We start from the raw sequence: 18007 nt of genomic DNA, 5'->3' as shown, positions 1-18007 counted from the left end.
CCCTTGATTCATGTGGATTTCCAGTCAAATCCATCTTCGCTGAAAGCCGACCCTACCAGCCCTTGACGAAACGTGTTCGGGTCAATTTACAATGAATGTGAAGTGCTTCGCCACTTGATCGACCGAAACTCTGAGCTCCAGAAGGAGAACCATGAAAAAGTTCATCGCAGCGCTTGCCGCCGCAACCGCCTTGGCCGGGGTGGGCATCATGGCCGTTGGGGACTGGCCACACGACGCGCAGGCCGTGGGGGACTGGCCGCATACGGTTCAGTCGGTGGGGGACTGGCCGCACAAGTAGGCAAACCGGATCGGTGCCAGCGGGCACCGGGCACCGGATCAACCGACGAGAACCTCCCCGGACCACGTGGTCAGGGGAGGTTCTCCGCGTCTTGCGTTACACCAGGCTCTCGCGCCACGCGGCGTGGAGGGCGGCGAACCGTCCACCTGCGGCAACGAGCGCGTCCGGGGTGCCGTCCTCGACGATGCGCCCGTCGTGCACCACCAGCACGCGGTCGGCGATCTCCACGGTAGACAGGCGGTGCGCGATGATCACGGCCGTCCTTTCCCCGAGCAGCCGGTGCAGCCCGTCCTGCACCATCCGCTCGCTGGGGATGTCCAGCGAGGACGTCGCCTCGTCGAGGATGAGCACCGCCGGATCGGCGAGGAAAGCGCGGGCGAAGGAGATGAGCTGGCGCTGTCCCGCGGACACGCGGCCGCCGCGCTTGTTGACGTCGGTGTCGTAGCCGTCGGGCAGGGCCAGGATGAATTCGTGGGCCCCGACCGCGCGGGCGGCCAGTATGATCTCCTCGCGCGACGCCTCCGGCTTCCCGAGCGCGATGTTGTCCGCGACCGATCCCGAAAACAGGAACGCCTCCTGCGTCACCATCACCACGGCGCGGCGGAGGTCGGCGTTGGAGACGTCGCGCAACTCGACGCCGTCAAGCGTCAGCGATCCGGAGCTGAGGTCGTAGAAGCGCGCGATCAGCTTGGCGAGGGTCGACTTGCCCGCGCCCGTCTGCCCGACGACGGCGACCGTCTGGCCGGCGGGGATGTCCAGGCTGAACCGATGCATGACGAGCGGTCCGTCGCCGTAGCCGAACTCGGCGTCGGAGAATTCGATGTGGCCGCTCGCCGTCGCGAGCGGCACCGGCCGCTGGGGCTCGACGACTGTCGGTTCCTCCTCGAGCAGGCCCGAAACCTTCTCCAGCGCCGCCGTCGCGGCCTGCAGCGAGCTGTAGAACATGGCGATGGACTCGACGGGCTGGAAGACCCGCTTGGACGCGAGTAGCAGCGCCACCAGAGTCCCGACCGCGAGTGTGCCGTCGATGACCCGGAACCCACCCAGGAGCAGCACCACAGCGACCGTGAGGTTGCCGATCAGCACCAGACACGGCTGCAGGATGCCGAAGAGGTTGATGGAGCGGATCGAGTTGTCCCGGTACTCCTGGGCCACCGTGGTGTAGGCGGCGTCGTTGGCCGGCTCGCGGCGGAAGGCCTTGACGGCGCGGATGCCCGTCATGGTCTCCACGAACGACGTGATGAGCCTTGCCGACACGACACGCGACTGCCGGTAGACGAGCTCCGAGCGCCGTTGGTACCAGTTGAAGACGACGGAGATCGGTACGGCGGCGCAGAGCACCACGATTCCGCTGCGCCAGTCCAACAGGAACACGCTCGCGGCGGTGAAGACGACGAAGACGATCCCGGACACGAGTTGGGACACCCCCTGGTCCAACAGCTCGCGCAGTGTTTCGAGGTCCGAGGTCTGGCGCGAGATGATCCTGCCGGACGTGTACTTTTCGTGGAACTCGAGGCTGAGCCGCTGCGTATGCCGGAATACGCGCAGGCGCAGGTCCAGCAGCATCGCCTGGCTGACCTTGGCCGTGCAGAGGTTGTACCAGCCCAGCAGGACGCCCGCAAGCACGGCCGAGACCAGGTACATCCCGCCCGTGACGCCCAGGGCCAGGGGACGGTCCGCGAGAAGTTCGGGCAGCGCCCAGTTGATGGCCCAGGCGATGATGATGGGGAACGAGGCACGGGCCGCGTTGGACACGACGACCAGGGCGACCGTCAGGACCAGCATCCGGCGCAGGGGCGAGGCAAGGAGCCTCAGCAGGGCCCACGAACGGGACCGCACGCGCAGGCGGTCAGTCTTGTCCAAGTCGATCCGGTCCTCGTTGGCGACGCCGACGGGCTTGCTCATCGGGAGGCCTCCTCTTCGTCGCTGTCGATGGATTCGTCGAGCACGTCCTCGACGGTGGGCGGTTCGTCGAGGCTCGCGATGACGTACCTGTAGTGGTCGCTGCGATCGAGGAGTTCCGAGTGGGTGCCGACGTCGAGGATCCGGCCGTTCTCCAGCAGGGCGACCCGGTCCGCCAGCATCACCGTGGAGGGTCGGTGGGCGACGATGAGCGTCGTGGTGCCGGCCAGGACCAACCGCAGGGCCTCGGTCACCTTCTCCTCCGTGCGTACGTCCAGGGCGGAGAGCGGATCGTCGAGCACGAGGACCAGCGGGCGGGAAGCAATCGCCCGCGCCAGGGCGATGCGTTGGCGTTGGCCGCCCGAGAGGGAGAGTCCCTCCTCGCCGATGACGGTTTCGACGCCCAGGGGCAGGTCGCGGGTGAATCCCGCCTGAGCGACGTCGATGGCCTCCGCCAGCGCCTCGTCCGCGGTCTGTCCCGGGACGGGGCGCGCGCCCAGGAGGACGTTGTCCCGGATCGATGCCGAAAAGAGCGTGGTGTCCTCGAAGGCGACGGAGACGGCGGTCCGCAGGACGTCGAGGTCGTAGTCCCGCACGTCGACGTCGTCGATCTCCACCGAGCCGGCGGTGGCATCGTAGAGCCGCGGAACGAGCTGCAGGAGCGTCGATTTGCCGCTTCCGGTGGCGCCCACCAGGGCCATGGTTTCGCCGGGGCGGATCTCGAGGTCGATGCCAGCCAGAACGGGAGCCGTGCCCGGTTTCGCGTCCGGGTACCTGAATTCGACCCCGCTAAGCCGAACATGCCCACGCGGGTTCCGCGGCGTGGTGGGCCGCGCGGGGGCAACGATGTCGCTCCGGGTGTCGATGACCTCGAAGTGCCGGTCCAACGCGGTCTTGGTGGTCAGGGTCATGCCCAGCAGCATGCCGATGCCTTCGACCGGCTGGGCGAGGACCGCGGCCGTGGCGAAGAACGCCACGAGTTCCCCGACCGACAGCTGATCCTGGGCCGCCAGCCAGATCCCGACGAACAACCCGGCCCCGAGCGTCAGCTCCGGAACGGACACCACGAACATGAGGAAGCCGGAGAGCGAGCGGGCCTTCCGGATTTCCGTGTCCCGAAGCCGTTGGGCCTGGGTGCTGAACCCCTCGAGGGACTGCCTGCCGCGGCCGAAGGCCTTGATCACGCGGATGCCGTGCACGGATTCCTCGACGGCGGTCGCCAGATCTCCCGCCTGGTCCTGGCTGAGGCGGCTGGCGTCCCGGAACACGTTGCGGAAGTGGAAGGCCCGGATGGTGATGGGGAGGGCCCCGGCAAGGTAGATCAACCCCAGAAGCCAGTGGCTGCTGAACATCAGCGCCACGCCCACGACCACCGTGACGGTCGCGACGACCAGCATGATGGAGCCGAACGCGAGCCAGCGCCGCAGGAGGCTGAGATCCGCCATCGAGCGGGACAGGAGCTGGCCGGAACCCCACTTGTCGTGGAAGGAGACAGGCAGCTGCTGCAGGTGCCGGAAGAACCCGATGCGCAGCGACGATTCGATCCGGGCCGCCGGCGTGATGACGAAGACCCGCCTAAGGAAAAGCAGGCCCGCCTCCAGCAGTCCCAGTCCCGTGACGACCAGCGCGCTGATCCATACGGCACGTCCGGAGCCGCCGCTGTGCAGCACCGAGTTCACGAGTTCACGGAGGACCTGTGGGATGGCTAGGGCGACCAGTCCCGCGGTGAGGGCGCAGAGGAATCCCAGGACCAGGCGCGGCAGTATCGGTTTCAGCTGCGGTCCCAACCGGCGAAAGGTACTCAAGAGCGAAGACTGGCTGGAGTGGGCGGCATGGCCCACCTGGTGTTGCACCACGAGCGGCATCCCCGATTCGTCTTATTTGCCTGCAGCAATCATTTCAAGATTACCCCGACTGGTTGACGTTCATCAATCGACGTGCGGGGCGCAGGAACGGGGCGGGGAACTAGGCCCGGGATTCGCGCGCAGTCAGCGTCACGATGACGGCCTCGGGCGGGCAGGCGACGCGCACCGGCGCGAACCGGGAGGTTCCGATCCCGGCGGAGACGTTCAGGGGGACCGAACGTCCGTCGAGCTCCCACTGCGTCAGGCCGCGCGCACGCCAGGTCGGCAGGTCGCAATTGCTGACCAGCGCGCCATAGCCGGGTATGCAGACCTGGCCCCCGTGCGTGTGTCCGGCGAAGATGATATCCGCGCCGTCCGCGGTGAACGTGTCGAGGACCCGTTGGTACGGGGCGTGCGCGAGCGCGATGCGCACGTGCGGCGCCAGCGCGGAGGTGGCCGACCCATGGGGCCACCCGGCATAGCTGTCGAGCTCGAGGTGCGGGTCGTCGACGCCGGAGAAGTCCAGCCGGAGGGGCCCCCATGGAAGGGACAGGTTGCGGTTGGCGAGGTTCAGCCACCCGGCGGCGCCGAACGCGGCATGCATGTCCCGCCACGGCAGTTCGATGTTCGGGTTGTCCGACGGCGGCTTGGACGGGCCACGCAGGTAGCGCAAGGGATTCTTCGGGCGGGGGGCGAAATAGCAGTTCGAACCCGGAACGTAGACGCCGGGGAACTTCATCAGGGGCTCCAGGGCCTCGAGCAGAGGTGCCACGGCGGTCCGGTGGCTGAGGTTGTCCCCGGTGTTGACCACCAGATCCGGCTCCATGTCGGCCAGGGAGCGGAGCCAGCGGCGTTTTGCCTCCTGGCCCGGCACCATGTGGATGTCGGAGAGGTGGAGCACGCGCAGGTCCGACATCCCCGGGGGGAGGACAGCGACGGATTCGTGGCGGACTCCGAAGCGGTTGCGCTCCAGCAAGCCGTAGCCGGCGACGAGACCGCCTGCGGCGGCCGCCGCTCCGGCTCCCCATGCGGCCCGTCGAGCCAGGGCGCGCGCGTACGAACCGATGTCCCGCGTGGCCGGCATGCTAGTCGTCCTCGCCGTCCTGGCGGGGCGGTTCGGGCGTCGATCCCTGTCCGCCATTGCCGTTGCCGCGGCCGTTGCCCGGTCCGGAATTGCCGTCCGCCGGTGCGGAGGTCTCGGCCGGTGCGGTGGCCGCGGCCGGCGCGGAGGTCTCGACCGGGGCGGCAGCCTCCCCGTTGTCCTCCTCGGCGTCGCCGGCGTCGTCGTTCTGAATGTCGTTTTGCTCGTTGTTCTGGTCGTTGTTTTCCGGCGCCGGCGCGGGTTCCGGGGCGGACGGGCGGGCATCCGGGGTCCCGAAATCCTCAGCCGGGTAGTACTGCGCAACGTCCTGCATGTAGGCGAGCCACATGGGGGAGGCGAACGTCGCGGAGTCCGCGTAGTCGTAGATCTCGCCGTTGATGCGTTCGCCGAAGATGGCCTTGTTGCCGGTGTTGCGGCCCACCCATGCGGCCGTGGAGACGCCGGTGCTGTAGCCGACGAACCAGGTGGATGATGCCCCGTTGTTGGTGCCGGTCTTGCCGGCGATCGGCATGTCCATGGTTCCCTTGGCGATGCGTTCACCGGCGATCTTGGACAGCGTTCCGTTGAGGTTGGCCACGACCTGCGGGTCGATCTCCTGCGAGCAGGCCTCGGCCGGAACCTTGTAGCTGTTGCCGGCGGCGTCGGACACCGAGGTCAGGGCGCGGGGGGCGCACCATTCGCCCTTGTTGGCGAGTGCCGCGAACGCGGCCGCCTGGGCCAGCGGCGTCACGCTGGTGGTGCCGAGAACGAAGGCGGGGGTCGGCGTCTGGGTCTCGCCGGTCCGGCCGTCGACCAGGCGCAGCCGCTCGGTCGCGTCGACGATTTTGCACAGGTCCAGCTGCGCGGCCTGGGCGACCGTGGCCGTGTTGATGGACCAGTACAGCCCGTAGTCGACCGACATGGTGCGCTTGAAGCCGTCGGAGGCGTTGTTGACCTCCCACTGGCCGTCTTCCGTCACCGCCTGCGTGTATCCCTTGGGCAGGCACGAGGCCTTCCAGCGGTAGTCGTCCGGGTAGGAATCGCGCCGTGCGTCGACGTTGTCCCACATGTTCTTGCCCGACTCGAGCCAGGCCAGGGTGGTGTACGGCTTCATGGTCGAGCCGCCCTGGAAGCCGCCGGAGCCACCCATGCCGGACTCGACGTTGAAGTTGTATTCGGTGTATTGCGTCCCGTCCTGCGGGCCGTAGGTCTTGTTCTGCGCCATGGCCAGGATCTGTCCCGTGCCGGGTTGCACGGAAACAATGGACGTTCCGAGGTTGGACTCGTCCTTGGCGGGAATGGCCGCGGACGTTTCCTTTTCGGCTTCCTTCTGGAGGCGCGGATCAAGGGTGGTCTTGATCGTGAGGCCGCCGCGGTACAGCAAGGCCGTGCGATCCTCAGGCGTCTTGCCGTAAGCCGGGTCGGAAAGCACCAGATGCGTTACGTAGTCGCAGAAGTACGCGGCGCTGTTGGCCGAGATGCAGCCGGACTTGAGCTGCTTTTCCTTGAGGTTCAGGCCTGATTTGACGGCTTCCTGGTACTCCGCGTCGGTAATGGCGCCGGTCTTCTTCATCGCACCAAGGACCACGTTGCGGCGTTTGGTGCTGGCCTCGGGGTTGGTGCTGGGGTTGAACACGTTCGGCAACTGGACCATGCCGGCCAGCATCGCCGACTGCTGGATATCGAGCTTGGACGCCGGCACCGAGTAGAAGCGCTGCGCCGCGGCTTCCACGCCGTAGGTGGTTCCGGAGAAAAGCACGATGTTGAGGTAGCCCTGGAGGATCTCCTCCTTGCTGAACTCCTTCTCGACGGCGATGGCGAGTTTGGCTTCCCGCAGCTTGTCGCCGATGGACTTGGAACCGGAGATGGTCAGGTCGCTCTTGTCCACCCCGCGGAGGCTGTCGGCGTTGATCAGGGTGTTGTTCACATACTGCTGGGTCAGCGTCGACGCGCCCTGCTGCGTGGAACTGGTCAGGTTGTGCATGGCGGCGCGGGTGATGCCCCGCATGTCGACACCGTTGTGTTGGAAGAAACGTTCGTCCTCAATCGAGACGATGGCGTTGCGCATGTTCTCCGAGACATCGTCCAGCGTCACGGGAACGCGGTTCTCGGCATAGAACGAGGCGATGGTCGAGCCGTCCTTCGCCTGGATTCGGGAGGGCACCGACAGCGGCTCCTCCCTCAGCTCCGCCGGCAGCGCCTCGAAGAACTCGATGCCTGCCGTGGCGCTCGAGCCGGCAAAAGCGGCCGCGGGGACCAAGAGCCCGGCGGCGAGGACGCCACAGACGGCACTCACCCCGAAGAACGCGACGATCTTGCCCAGGGTGGTTGCTGTATCAAAAAAGGGTGACTTTCGACCTGCCATACACACCAGTTTAGCCGGAGCGGATAGCCTATCCGTTATGACCAAATGGGAGTACGCCACCTTACCGCTCATCATCCACGCCACGAAGCAGATTCTCGACCAATGGGGCGACGACGGCTGGGAGCTTGTCACCGTCATTTCCGGCCCCGACGGCAACTCGCCCGTGGCCTACCTCAAGCGTCCCAAGTCCTAGCCGCACAGATCCGGAGATACGGTGGATAACCAGCCAACATCAGCAGTCGAGCGTCGCCTCGCGGAACTCGGGATCGACCTGCCGCCGGTGGCCGCACCGGTGGCCGCATACGTCCCGGCCGTCGTCTCGGGCAACCACGTCTACACCTCGGGACAGCTGCCGTTTATTAACGGCGAACTCCCAGCAACCGGAAAGGTCGGCGCGGGCGTCGCTGCCGAGGACGCCGCGGCGCTGGCGGCCACCTGCGCCGTCAATGCGCTGGCAGCCGTCAAGAGCGTCATCGGCGATCTCGATCGGGTCACCCGGATCGTCAAGGTCGTGGGTTTCGTCGCCTCGGATCCCGCCTTCACCGGTCAGCCGGGCGTCATCAATGGCGCCTCGGAGCTCCTGGGCAAGGTCTTCGGCGACGCCGGCGTCCACTCGCGCTCCGCCGTCGGCGTGGCCGTTCTCCCGTTGGATTCCCCTGTCGAGGTTGAACTGGTTGCCGAATTCAGCTGATGCCGGACGCGCCGGGGCGGGACAGCGCCGTCGGCTCTTCCCGGTGCCGCCGGGGCAGCTAGGCGCCGCCGAGAGCTGGGTCGCCTACGGCGAACGCGCCCCGCGCAGCGCCCGACGGGCCTCGTCGGTCGTCCTGGTGCGGGACAGCCCCCGAGGCACCGAGACGTACCTCGGGTACCGGCCGGGGGGTTCCCCGCTGGGAGCCGTCGCCTTTCCCGGCGGAAGCGTCGAGCCTGGCGACGAGGACGCGGTGCAGTGGTTCGGACCCGACGTGGGCTTCTGGGCCAGACGCCTGGGCATCCTCGACCACCGGCTGGTTCGCAGCCACCTGATGTGCGCGGTGCGGGAACTCTTCGAGGAAACCGGCCTGCTGCTGGCCGGGGCGGACGAGCTCTCCATCGTCGAGAACTGCTCCACCCAGGAGTGGATGGACGTGCGCGAGGCGGTGGCGGTGCAGGACAAGTCCTTCACCAGCGTGCTGGCCAAGCGCGGACTCGGCCTCCGCACCGACCTGTTGCGTCCGCTGTCCCACTGGGTGAGTCCCGACTTCGCGCACCGACGGTTCGACACGTGGTATTTCGCCGCGGCGGTCCCGGTGAACCAGCGGGTCAGCCTCCTGCGAGGGAAGGGCCGGTGGGCCGAGTGGATGCCTGCGGCGGAGGTGCTCGCGGGTCGCGACGCGACGACGCTCGGAGACAGGGTCGGCCAGCCGGACACCGTCGGACTCACCCTGAGCGAGCTGACGACTCCCGCCGTCGAATGCATCCTCGAGAAGATCGCCACCACCCGGGGCACTGTCGCCTACCTGTCCCACCGGCGCGAACTGAAATACCACCACCCGACGCTCCTCGAGGCCGACGACGGAAAGTTCCTGGACGTCACGGTCGACACCGCCGCCGAGGGCGGGGCGACCCCGCGCGGCCGGTAGGGCCGGCGGGGCCGTTTCCGGCCTAGCGGGAACGCTGGCGAAGGCGCTGGATGTCGAGGATCACCACGGCACGCGCCTCAAGGCGCAGCCACCCGCGCTGCACGAACTCGGCCAGCGCCTTGTTCACGGTTTCACGGGACGCGCCGACCAGTTGTGCCAGCTCCTCCTGCGTGAGCTCGTGTGCCACGAGGATGCCGTCCGTCGCCGGGCGTCCGAAACGGTCGGCGAGGTCCAGCAGTGCCTTGGCCACGCGTCCGGGAACGTCGGAGAACACCAGGTCGGCCAGGGATTCGTTGGTGCGGCGCAGGCGCCTCGCCAACGCCTGCAGCAGCTGCACGGACACCTCGGGGCTGGACTGAATGACCTTGCGCAGGTTCTCGTGGCGCAGTCCGGCGAGCCGCGTCTCTGAAACGGCGGTCGCCGTGGCGTTGCGCGGGCTCGGATCGAACAGCGCCATCTCGCCGAAAAGCTCGCCCGGGCCGAGCACGGCCAAGAGGTTCTCGCGGCCGTCCGGGGCGGTGCGCCCCAGCTTGATCTTGCCGGAGACGATGAAGTACAGCTGGTCCCCTTGATCGCCCTCGCGGAAGACGGACGCCCCGCGGGACAAGTCGACCTCGGTCAGTTCCTCGGTCAGTGCCGAGAACACCTCGTCGCCCAACGTCGTGAAAAGTGGGGCCCGGCGAAGTACCTCGATGTCCATGAAATCTCCTGTCAAGTGTCGTTGGCGCTTTTACTTATTGTGCCGTAGTCAGAGGTCATGTGACACCTTCCACACGGTGAACGGCGGGTTTTGTGCGATCGGGGCGGGGCGGGGAAGGCGTTTCCGCATAGACTGAAGCCGTGGCGACCGCGCCGGCACGTGACCGGCCGGAGGGAAATCGCGGCCGCGGCGGGTTTGGAGTCTGAGCGTGTTTTACGGGATCAGTGGGTTGGATATCCTCCTGGCGGTGTCCCTCGTGACCTTCTTCGTCTCCGGCCTCCGCAAGGGGTTCTTCGTCACGCTCGGCGGCATCGCGGGACTGCTTGCCGGGGGAGTGGCCACCTTCTTCGCCATTCCGCTGGTATCCGGTTGGGTCCCGGAGACGGGCTGGCGGCTGTTCTGGGTCGTCACCACCGCCGTCGTCCTCATGTTGATGGGCCAGGGAATAGGCGTCGCCATCGGCGCGCGCATCCGCCTCGGCCTCAACTTCCAGGTCCTCAGATCCTTCGACCGCCTTCTGGGCGGCATCGCCAACGCGGCCGTCGCGGCGCTCGTGGTCTCCGCCATCGCCTTTTCCGCGGCCACGATGGGCGTGCCGGTGCTGTCCCAGGCAATCGCCTCGTCCGGCGTGATCCGTACCATCCGCACGTGGACGCCGGATCCGGTCGCCGCACTCATGGCCCAGGCCCGTTCCACCGTCATGGGACAAACCATCCCCGAACTGCTCGAACCGTTCGCGCCGACGGACCGGGACGTCGCCCCGGAGGCGGCGCCCGATTCCGCGGCGCTGGAGACGGCCGGCGATTCCGTCGTGAAGATCACCGGCACGGCGTTCGCCTGCGGTGTCAACCAAACCGGCACGGGTTTCGCCGCGGCCGACAACCGGGTCGTGACCAACGCCCACGTCGTCTCGGGCATCAGCGAGCCCGTCGTCAACACGCGCGACGGCCGCGCGCTCCCGGCGCGGGTCGTCTACTTCGACTCCGTCGCGGACCTTGCGGTGCTCGCGGTGGACGACCTGGAACTGAACCCGATCCCGGTCGGCGAGGACCTCTCCATGGGCGACACCGGCGCGTTCCTCGGCTATCCGGCCGGTGGACCCTTCACCAGCCAGGGCGCCACCGTCCAGTCGCTGCGCGAGGTCATGGTCCACAACATCTACGGCGCCGATCCCTCGCCGTTGGAGATCTACCAGCTGGGCGCCGACGTCGAACAGGGCAACTCGGGCGGTCCGCTGCTGGATGCGGACGGCGGGCTGTCCGGCGTCGTCTTCGCCAAGGCGAAGGGCGACCTCGACGTGGGCTACGCGCTCTCGCTGACCGAGGTCGAACCCGTGGTCGACGGCGCGGCCGGCTACATCGACACGGTTTCCACCGGGGCGTGCTCTAACAGCTAGCTGCCAGGTGGGCGATGGCCAGCCGGTAGCCGTTGGTGCCCGCGCCCACGATGACGGCGGCGGCGACCGGCGAAATGTAGGAGTGGTGGCGGAAGGCCTCGCGCTTGTGCACGTTGGAGATGTGCACCTCCACGACCGGCAGCTCGACGCCGGAAACCGCGTCGGCGAGCGCGATCGAGGTGTGCGTGAACGCGCCCGGATTGAACACGACGCCGGCGACCTGCCCGCGCGCGGCGTGGAGCGCGTCGATGAGCACGCCCTCGTGGTTGGACTGCAGGAAGTCGATCGCGAACCCCGCGTCCGAGGCTGCCGCCCGGCACAGCTCCTCGACGTCGGCGAGCGTCTGGTGCCCGTAGACTTCCGGCTCGCGCGTGCCGAGCAGGTTGAGGTTGGGCCCGTTGAGGACCAGGAGTTTGCGGGGAGCGGCGTTGGCTTCAGTCATGCCCCCATTAAACCCCGGGAGGGCCCCGCACCATGGTGCCGGGGCCCTCCGCGGGTTATGCGCGCTACTTGCGCAGCGACTCGGCGATCTGGGCCATCACGGTGTTGTCGGCCAGCGTTGACGCGTCTCCGACGTCGCGTCCCTCGGCGACGTCCTTGAGCAGGCGGCGCATGATCTTGCCCGAGCGCGTCTTCGGCAGCTCGGGGACGACGAGCACCACCTTCGGCTTGGCGATGGGGCCGATCTCCTTGGCGACGTGGTCGCGCAGGATCTGCACGACGTCGGGACCATCGGCCGGTTCTCCGCGCAGGATCACGAACGCGACGATTGCCTCGCCGGTCGTCTCGTCCTTGGCGCCGACGACGGCGGACTCGGCCACGAGCGGGTGGGACACGAGCGCGGATTCGATCTCCGTGGTGGAGAGGCGGTGCCCGGAGACGTTCATGACATCGTCGACGCGGCCGAGGAGCCAGATGTCGCCGTCCTCGTCCTTCTTGGCGCCGTCGCCGGCGAAGTACATGTTCTCGAAGCGCGACCAGTACGTCTCGCGGTAGCGGTCCATGTCGCCCCAGATGCCGCGCAGCATCGACGGCCACGGGTCGCGGATGACCAGGTAGCCGCCCTCGCCGTTGCCGACCGACGCCCCGGCCTCGTCGACGACGTCCACCGTGATACCGGGGACGGCAACCTGCGCGGAGCCCGGCTTCGTCTCGGTGACGCCCGGCAACGGGGCGATCATGTGTGCGCCGGTTTCGGTTTGCCACCACGTGTCCACGATAGGGGTGGGGTGTTCCTTGCGCTCGCCGTTCTTCCCGCCGTTGGTGCCGATGACGTCGCGGTACCACATCCATGCCTCGGGGTTGATGGGTTCCCCGACGGAACCGAGCACCCGCAGCGAGGAGAGATCGTAGCCGTCCGGTATCTCGCGTCCCCACTTCATCATGGTGCGGATGGCGGTGGGCGCCGTGTAGAGGATGGTGACGCCGTACTTCTCCACGATCTCCCACCAGCGGCCGCGGTGCGGCGCGTCCGGGGTTCCCTCGAAGATGACCTGGGTGGAACCGTTGACCAGGGGGGCGTAGGCGACGTACGAATGGCCGGTGACCCAGCCGATGTCCGCCGTGCACCAGTAGACGTCCGTCTCGGGGTGCAGGTCGAAGGTGTCCTTGTGGGTGGCCGCCGTCTGCGTCAGGAACCCGCCCGTCGTGTGCACGATGCCCTTGGGCTTGCCCGTGGTGCCCGAGGTGTAGAGGACAAAGAGCGGGTGCTCGGAATCGTGGGCCACCGCTGTGTGCTCTCTCGAGGCGGACCCCACGACGTCGTCCCACCACTTGTCCAGCCCGTCGTTCCAGGCGACGTCCTCGCCGTTGCGCTTGACCACCAGGACGTTGTCCACGCTGTGGCCGTCCGCGGCGAGGGATTCGTCCACGGCCGGCTTCAGCGGGCTCGGCTTGCCGCGGCGCCAAGTGCCGTCGGCGGTGACGACCAGCTTCGCCTCGGCGTCGTCGATGCGGGAGCGCAGGGCGTCGGCGGAGAACCCGCCGAACACCACGGAGTGGACGGCGCCGATGCGGGCGCAGGCCAGCATCGTGATGACCGCCTCCGGAATCATCGGAAGGTAGACGGCCACACGGTCTCCCTTGGAGACGCCGAGTGATTCGAACGCGTTGGCTGCCTTTTTCACCTCGTCCGTCAGCTCCGCGTATGTGTAGCTGCGGGTGTCTCCCATGGCGCCTTCGAAATGGATGGCCACGCGGTCGCCGTTCCCGGCCTCGACGTGGCGGTCCAGGGCGTTGTACGCGGCGTTGACCGTCCCGCCGACGAACCACTTGGCCACGGGTGCGCCGGACCAGTCGAGGGTCTCCGTGAATTCGGTGTCCCAGGTGAGCATTTCGCGGGCGCGGTCCGCCCAATAGCCGAGCCGGTCGGCTGCAGCACGCTCATAGAGGGACGCGCTGGCGACCGCGTTGCCTGCGAAGTCGGCGCTGGGCGCGAACCGGCGTTCCTCGTGCAGCAGGTTGTCCAGGGCTGAGGCATGTGTTTCAGACACGGGGGGTCCTTTCGGAACGGAATCTTGTGCTGTGATTCAGGTTACAGGCGTCCCGTGGCGTGTGGTGTCGTCGCTCACAGGCACGGCAGTGAAGCGCACCGATTCTGCGGTAAGCGGTCGGACGGGGCCCCTCGGGCGGACGCCACGGGCGGCGGCGGTGGTGCCGGGGCGCGCCCGCGCCGTTAAGCTGGGGCGAGAAGCCCTTATGTGGACCGCCGCGAGGCGGGAGAAGGAGTCACCATCGTGTACCAAACCGACCAGGACCACGCGTCCGCCACTGCGCTCGCCGGGCCGTTCACGCTGCGCGAGGTGGTGGTAATGGCCGGCGGCGTCCTGCTGTTGCTCGGGTCCGTCCTGCCCTTCCAGGTGGCGGGCACTTTCGTGAACCTGTGGCTATTCAGCTCCATGGTCTTCAATCAATTCCTCTCCCTGGCCCTGCCGATGCTGATCGCCGGCGCGTTCGCTTGGAGGCGTCTGAGTGGACGCCGGCGCGTGGTGGTGGGATCGCTGACGCTGGACCAGCTCGGCTCAGTCGTGGCCGTATTGACGGTCGTCTACTTTTTTCTCGGCACCGTGATGTCGATGAACGCGGGATTCCTGCTCGGCCTGGTCGGGGCCTTGGCGCTTCTGGCCGGAACGACGACGGCGCCGGTGATTCCCGGGTTCGCAGCCGACTTCGAGCCGGGCGACGGACCACTGCTGACGCGCCCGGTCCGCGCGGCGAGCCCGGCGACACCCCGGGCGGGCCGCGCGGATGCGCCGGCGACAGGTGCATCCGATCCGAAGGCGGCAGCCGCCACCTGGCCGCCCGCGGTCGACTCCACCGTGGGCACCGCGACCGAGCCCGTCGGGCCGTCCGCGGCCACCGGCCAGCACGAGGCGGTTCCGGCGTCGGCCCAACCGCGCCGCGAGGAGGTGGCGGCGTCCCCCGACGACGCGGCGCTCGCGTCCGCACCCGACGCGGCCGCTTCCCCTGACGACGACGAGCCGTTCGAGGCCAGCCGTGGTGCGGACGAGGAACACTCCTACCAGGCGTTCTGGTTCGCCGTCCCGCGGCCGCGGGAGGTCGTCGACGAGGACACCGGCAGAACGGTCTTCACGGCCGAACCCGGGTCGTGGATCCTGGCCCTGGAAGACCGCGGCCACGAGTATCTGATCCAAGACACCGATGGCAGGATCGGCGTGCTGCGGGATCTCGCGAACGTCGAACGTGCCTAGCGCGGAATCCACCCTCGCGCTCAAACGGCGGGCACGGCGGATCAACCGTCTTCTGGCGGACGCCTATCCGTACGCCGTTCCCGAGCTGGACTTCGACAACGCCTTCGAACTTCTCGTGGCGACCGTCCTCTCGGCACAGACCACGGACGTCCGCGTCAACGCCACGACGCCGGAGCTCTTCGGCCGCTATCCGGATGCCCGCGCACTGGCGGAGGCTGATTCGGCGGAGCTCCAGGACCTCATCCGGCCGACGGGATTCTTCCGGGCCAAGTCCGAGAACCTCCTGGCGCTCGCCCGCCGGGTCGTGGACGAGTACGACGGCGTCGTCCCGGGACGCCTCGAGGACCTGGTCACGCTGGCGGGCGTGGGCCGGAAGACCGCGAACGTGGTGCTTGGCAACGCCTTCGGTGTTCCGGGGATCACCGTGGACACGCACTTCGGCCGATTGGCCAGGCGCTTCGAATGGACCCGGGAGACCGATCCCGTGAAGGTCGAGCACGCCGTCGGGGCCTTGTTCGAACCGAAGGACTGGACCATGCTGTCCCACCGGGTGGTCTTCCACGGACGCCGCGTGTGCCATGCGCGCAAACCCGCCTGTGGGGCCTGCCCCGTCGCCAACCTTTGCCCCTCCTACGGCGAGGGTGAAACGGATCCCGTCGCAGCCGCGAAATTGCTGAAATACGAGCTGTCGCCGGCCCGCACCGAGTTACTCGAGTTGATGAGTGCCGGCAAGACGCGCCGGGAGTTGCGCGCGCTGGGCCACGGGCTGGACGCGTGAGCGCCCGCGCGGAGCTCGAAGCGGTGGTCGCACGGCGCCGACAGGCCCTGGATACCGGTGCCAAAGGGACCACCGCGATGCCGGACTCCTGGATATTCCGCGAGATGGACGTCGCCGAGGCTCGGCGGGCCGCCGTGCTGATCCTGTTCGGGCGGCTCGATGACGTGCCGGCCCGGCACGGATCGACGGCCGTCCCCGCCGATCTCGACGTGTTGTTCGTCCAGCGGGCCGACACCCTGCGCCAGCACCCCGGCCAGATTGCCTTCCCCGGCGGCGCCGTGGACGATACCGACGCCTCGCGGATCGCGGCGGCGCTCCGTGAGGCCGAGGAGGAGACGGGCCTTGATCCGGGGGGCGTGGAGGTTCTGGGGGTCCTGCCCGATGCCGAGCTGCCCGTCACCAATTTCCTGGTGACGCCCGTTGTCGGCTGGTGGGCCAGGCCGTCCGAGGTATTCGTGGTCGATCCCGGCGAGTCGGCCAAGGTGTTCCGTGTGCCCGTCGCGGACCTCCTCGACCCGGGGAAGCGGGGGACCGTGGTGTTGAGGAGGGACGGCCGGCGCCATTCGTCGCCGGCGTTCGTCGTGGACGGCGAACTGATCTGGGGGTTCACCGGCGTCGTGCTGTCCCGGCTGTTCGACGAACTCGGCTGGACGCAACCGTGGGACGAGAACGTGGAACTAGCGCCTCCCCGCATCTGAAATCCTGCGTTTCCCGGCGGCAGGCGCGCCCCCCGGCCCACCGAGGCGGGGCGTGGCGCCCGTCGCCTCCGCTGCGCCCCGGGCGGCGTCCAGCTTCGTGGCCATCCGGTCGTTCACCGCGGCGCGGCGATCCTTGACCCCGTCGGCATAACGGCGGCCGGAGATCAGGGCGTCGACGGCCGCGGCGGCTCCGTCCGCGGCCCCCTTGACGCCGACGAGCGCTGTGGCCGCCCTGGCCGCTGCCGGCGCCATCAGGCTCCCGCGCCGGGCAGCGAACCTGACTTCCGGGGACGTCGCCAAGCGCGCCCACGCCGCCCGAGCGGACGCCGACTGCCTGCCCGTCGCCATGCCCCGTCCGGCCAGCGCCGCCGCGCCGACGCCGACACGCCCCGCCAGCTGCCCGGCAACCGTGGCCGGAAGTCCCCCGCTGGCGAGGTCCCGGGTGAAGGCGAGGGCCTTCGCCGTCCGTGTGTCCGACAGTCGACCCACCCCGCGCGCGGCGGCATCAAGTTGCCGTGCCGCCGGGGCATGGCGCACGCGCGTTGCCGTGCCGCCAACCACGGCACGGACCGACCGGGTGGCCGGACGGCCGAGAGACCGGCATTGCGCGGCCAACGGCCGCAGACGCCCGGACGCCGCTGCGCCGAGCCGCGCCAAACGCTGCACTATGGCTCCGAGCCGGGCGGCGACGAATGTGAGGCGCGCGGCCGACACCACGGCGCCCACGCCGACCGAAACGCCGACGGTCAGTGGTGCGGCGAGGGCGGATACGCCCGAGACGGCGGCGCTCTCGACGGCCACCTGCAGCACTTCGTTTCTGACCTCCTGATGCGCCGCGTCCACGTGCCCGGCGAATTCCGCGCACGACTCCCCGAGAGCCTGGCAGACGTCGGCGAGCGTATGGATGTCCTCGGCCCCGAGCCGCAGGGCATCGGCGATCAATCTCGTATCGGCGGATGCGCAACCGGACAGCTGCCGGATGGCGCCGGGCGGGTGTGAGGAGGCCAGCGACCGAAGCCGGCCGCCCGCCTGTTCCCAGACATCGGCCGCGGCCCGCAGCAAGACCGGTGAGGCGCCGGGCCACACGACGCCGCACATGTCCAGCACCCACTGGTGCAGTACGGCTTCGCCGATCACCGGCGCCCCGGCGGCACGAGGTGGCGGGGAGGGTCGGGGTCCGGGGCGCCCCACGGCGGGCACTGACCGGGGGACCGGTTCGACGCCGGCGTTGGCGGCCTCGACCGCGGAGTACACCGCCGCGCAGAGGAATTGGGCCTCGGCCAGTCCCGCGAGGGTTGCCGTCGCGCGGTCCAGACCGGCGAACACCGCGGCCGCGGCGTCGTCGTAGGAAGTCGCAAAGTCGCGGCCGGTCTCGTCGGCACCCGCCATGCCGAGGGTGCCCCCAAGCCCGCCGAGGGACGCCGACGCCGCGGCGTCGAGCTCGCCGACCAGCCGCGCCGTCGTATTGCCGGCGTCGTACAAGGCCGCCGGATGGATCGCCAGTTGTGCCAATGCTTCCTCCCCACCGCGCCCGCCGTGGGCCCGGAACCGAGCCTAGGCGCATCGGTGGGGAGCGGCCGCCCCGGTCGTCGGGATTGTGGATAACCCGGCGCGGG

16 protein-coding genes are annotated in these 18007 nt (G+C 68.7%); 8 read left to right on the top strand and 8 right to left on the bottom strand.

What is annotated here, in order from left to right; all coding sequences use genetic code 11:
• Positions 1–151 precede the first annotated feature (151 nt).
• Complete coding sequence (locus AC0QSG_RS08640) at positions 152–298, top strand: hypothetical protein (RefSeq protein ID WP_435727258.1); 147 nt, start codon at positions 152–154, stop codon at positions 296–298.
• Positions 299–394: 96 nt separating this feature from the next.
• Here the strand turns inward: AC0QSG_RS08640 and AC0QSG_RS08635 are convergent, their stop codons facing one another.
• From AC0QSG_RS08635 to AC0QSG_RS08620, 4 genes are all read right to left on the bottom strand, one after another.
• Entirely contained in the window at positions 395–2203 is a 1809-nt protein-coding gene (locus tag AC0QSG_RS08635) for an ABC transporter ATP-binding protein (RefSeq protein WP_475375074.1), read from the bottom strand.
• On the bottom strand, positions 2200–4065 hold the full coding sequence (locus tag AC0QSG_RS08630; RefSeq protein WP_475375073.1) for an ABC transporter ATP-binding protein: 1866 nt from the start codon (positions 4063–4065) through the stop codon (positions 2200–2202). Before AC0QSG_RS08630 ends, AC0QSG_RS08635 begins: the two co-directional genes overlap by 4 nt.
• A gap of 100 nt (positions 4066–4165) precedes the next feature.
• The gene (locus AC0QSG_RS08625; protein WP_475375072.1) at positions 4166–5128 is read right to left on the bottom strand and encodes a metallophosphoesterase; all 963 of its coding nucleotides are present in this window, start codon (positions 5126–5128) and stop codon (positions 4166–4168) included.
• Between the two features lies 1 nt (position 5129).
• Positions 5130–7490 (bottom strand): transglycosylase domain-containing protein, encoded by a 2361-nt coding sequence (locus tag AC0QSG_RS08620; protein WP_475375071.1) that lies wholly within the window; start codon positions 7488–7490, stop codon positions 5130–5132.
• Between the two features lie 37 nt (positions 7491–7527).
• Here AC0QSG_RS08620 and AC0QSG_RS08615 point away from each other — a divergent pair, with 37 nt between their 5' ends.
• Genes AC0QSG_RS08615 through AC0QSG_RS08605 form a run of 3 tightly spaced genes read left to right on the top strand, consistent with a single transcriptional unit; the run spans position 7528 to position 9109 of the window.
• The gene (locus tag AC0QSG_RS08615; protein ID WP_475375070.1) at positions 7528–7683 is read left to right on the top strand and encodes a hypothetical protein; all 156 of its coding nucleotides are present in this window, start codon (positions 7528–7530) and stop codon (positions 7681–7683) included.
• Positions 7684–7704: 21 nt separating this feature from the next.
• On the top strand, positions 7705–8181 hold the full coding sequence (locus AC0QSG_RS08610; protein ID WP_435727252.1) for a RidA family protein: 477 nt from the start codon (positions 7705–7707) through the stop codon (positions 8179–8181).
• Positions 8165–9109 carry an NUDIX hydrolase gene (locus tag AC0QSG_RS08605; protein WP_475375069.1) on the top strand — a complete coding sequence of 315 codons (945 nt, stop codon included), beginning with the start codon at positions 8165–8167 and terminating at the stop codon, positions 9107–9109. The genes AC0QSG_RS08610 and AC0QSG_RS08605 overlap by 17 nt, the downstream gene beginning before the upstream one ends.
• Positions 9110–9131: 22 nt before the next feature.
• Here the strand turns inward: AC0QSG_RS08605 and AC0QSG_RS08600 are convergent, their stop codons facing one another.
• A complete protein-coding gene (locus AC0QSG_RS08600) occupies positions 9132–9809 on the bottom strand; it encodes a Crp/Fnr family transcriptional regulator (RefSeq protein ID WP_435727250.1) in 678 nt (225 codons plus the stop codon).
• A gap of 229 nt (positions 9810–10038) precedes the next feature.
• On the opposite strand from AC0QSG_RS08600, the gene AC0QSG_RS08595 reads away from it, so the two are divergent.
• Positions 10039–11205 (top strand): MarP family serine protease, encoded by a 1167-nt coding sequence (locus tag AC0QSG_RS08595; RefSeq protein ID WP_475375068.1) that lies wholly within the window; start codon positions 10039–10041, stop codon positions 11203–11205.
• Here the strand turns inward: AC0QSG_RS08595 and aroQ are convergent.
• Positions 11195–11647: a type II 3-dehydroquinate dehydratase gene (aroQ, locus tag AC0QSG_RS08590; protein ID WP_475375067.1), complete on the bottom strand. Its 453-nt coding sequence runs from the start codon at positions 11645–11647 to the stop codon at positions 11195–11197. The two genes, AC0QSG_RS08595 and aroQ, sit on opposite strands and share 11 nt — an antisense overlap.
• Positions 11648–11711: 64 nt before the next feature.
• Complete coding sequence (acs, locus tag AC0QSG_RS08585) at positions 11712–13697, bottom strand: acetate--CoA ligase (RefSeq protein WP_475375066.1); 1986 nt, start codon at positions 13695–13697, stop codon at positions 11712–11714.
• A gap of 243 nt (positions 13698–13940) precedes the next feature.
• Between acs and AC0QSG_RS08580 the strand changes: the two genes are divergently transcribed.
• From AC0QSG_RS08580 to AC0QSG_RS08570, 3 genes are read left to right on the top strand one after another with little or no spacing between them, the layout of a single operon-like run.
• Positions 13941–14915, top strand: coding sequence for a hypothetical protein (locus AC0QSG_RS08580; protein WP_475375065.1), 975 nt, complete (start codon positions 13941–13943; stop codon positions 14913–14915).
• Positions 14866–15693: an endonuclease III gene (gene nth / locus AC0QSG_RS08575; RefSeq protein ID WP_475375064.1), complete on the top strand. Its 828-nt coding sequence runs from the start codon at positions 14866–14868 to the stop codon at positions 15691–15693. Before AC0QSG_RS08580 ends, nth begins: the two co-directional genes overlap by 50 nt.
• Positions 15690–16391, top strand: coding sequence for an NUDIX hydrolase (locus AC0QSG_RS08570; RefSeq protein WP_475375063.1), 702 nt, complete (start codon positions 15690–15692; stop codon positions 16389–16391). Before nth ends, AC0QSG_RS08570 begins: the two co-directional genes overlap by 4 nt.
• Here AC0QSG_RS08570 and AC0QSG_RS08565 read toward each other — a convergent pair.
• Positions 16371–17903: a WXG100-like domain-containing protein gene (locus tag AC0QSG_RS08565; RefSeq protein WP_475375062.1), complete on the bottom strand. Its 1533-nt coding sequence runs from the start codon at positions 17901–17903 to the stop codon at positions 16371–16373. The genes AC0QSG_RS08570 and AC0QSG_RS08565 overlap by 21 nt on opposite strands.
• Positions 17904–18007: the final 104 nt, after the last annotated feature.

It is taken from the genome of Arthrobacter sp. LT660, from assembly GCF_056172845.1.
The sequence above is the reverse complement of the archived record's forward strand: the minus strand, read 5'-3'. Positions and strand labels throughout refer to the sequence as shown.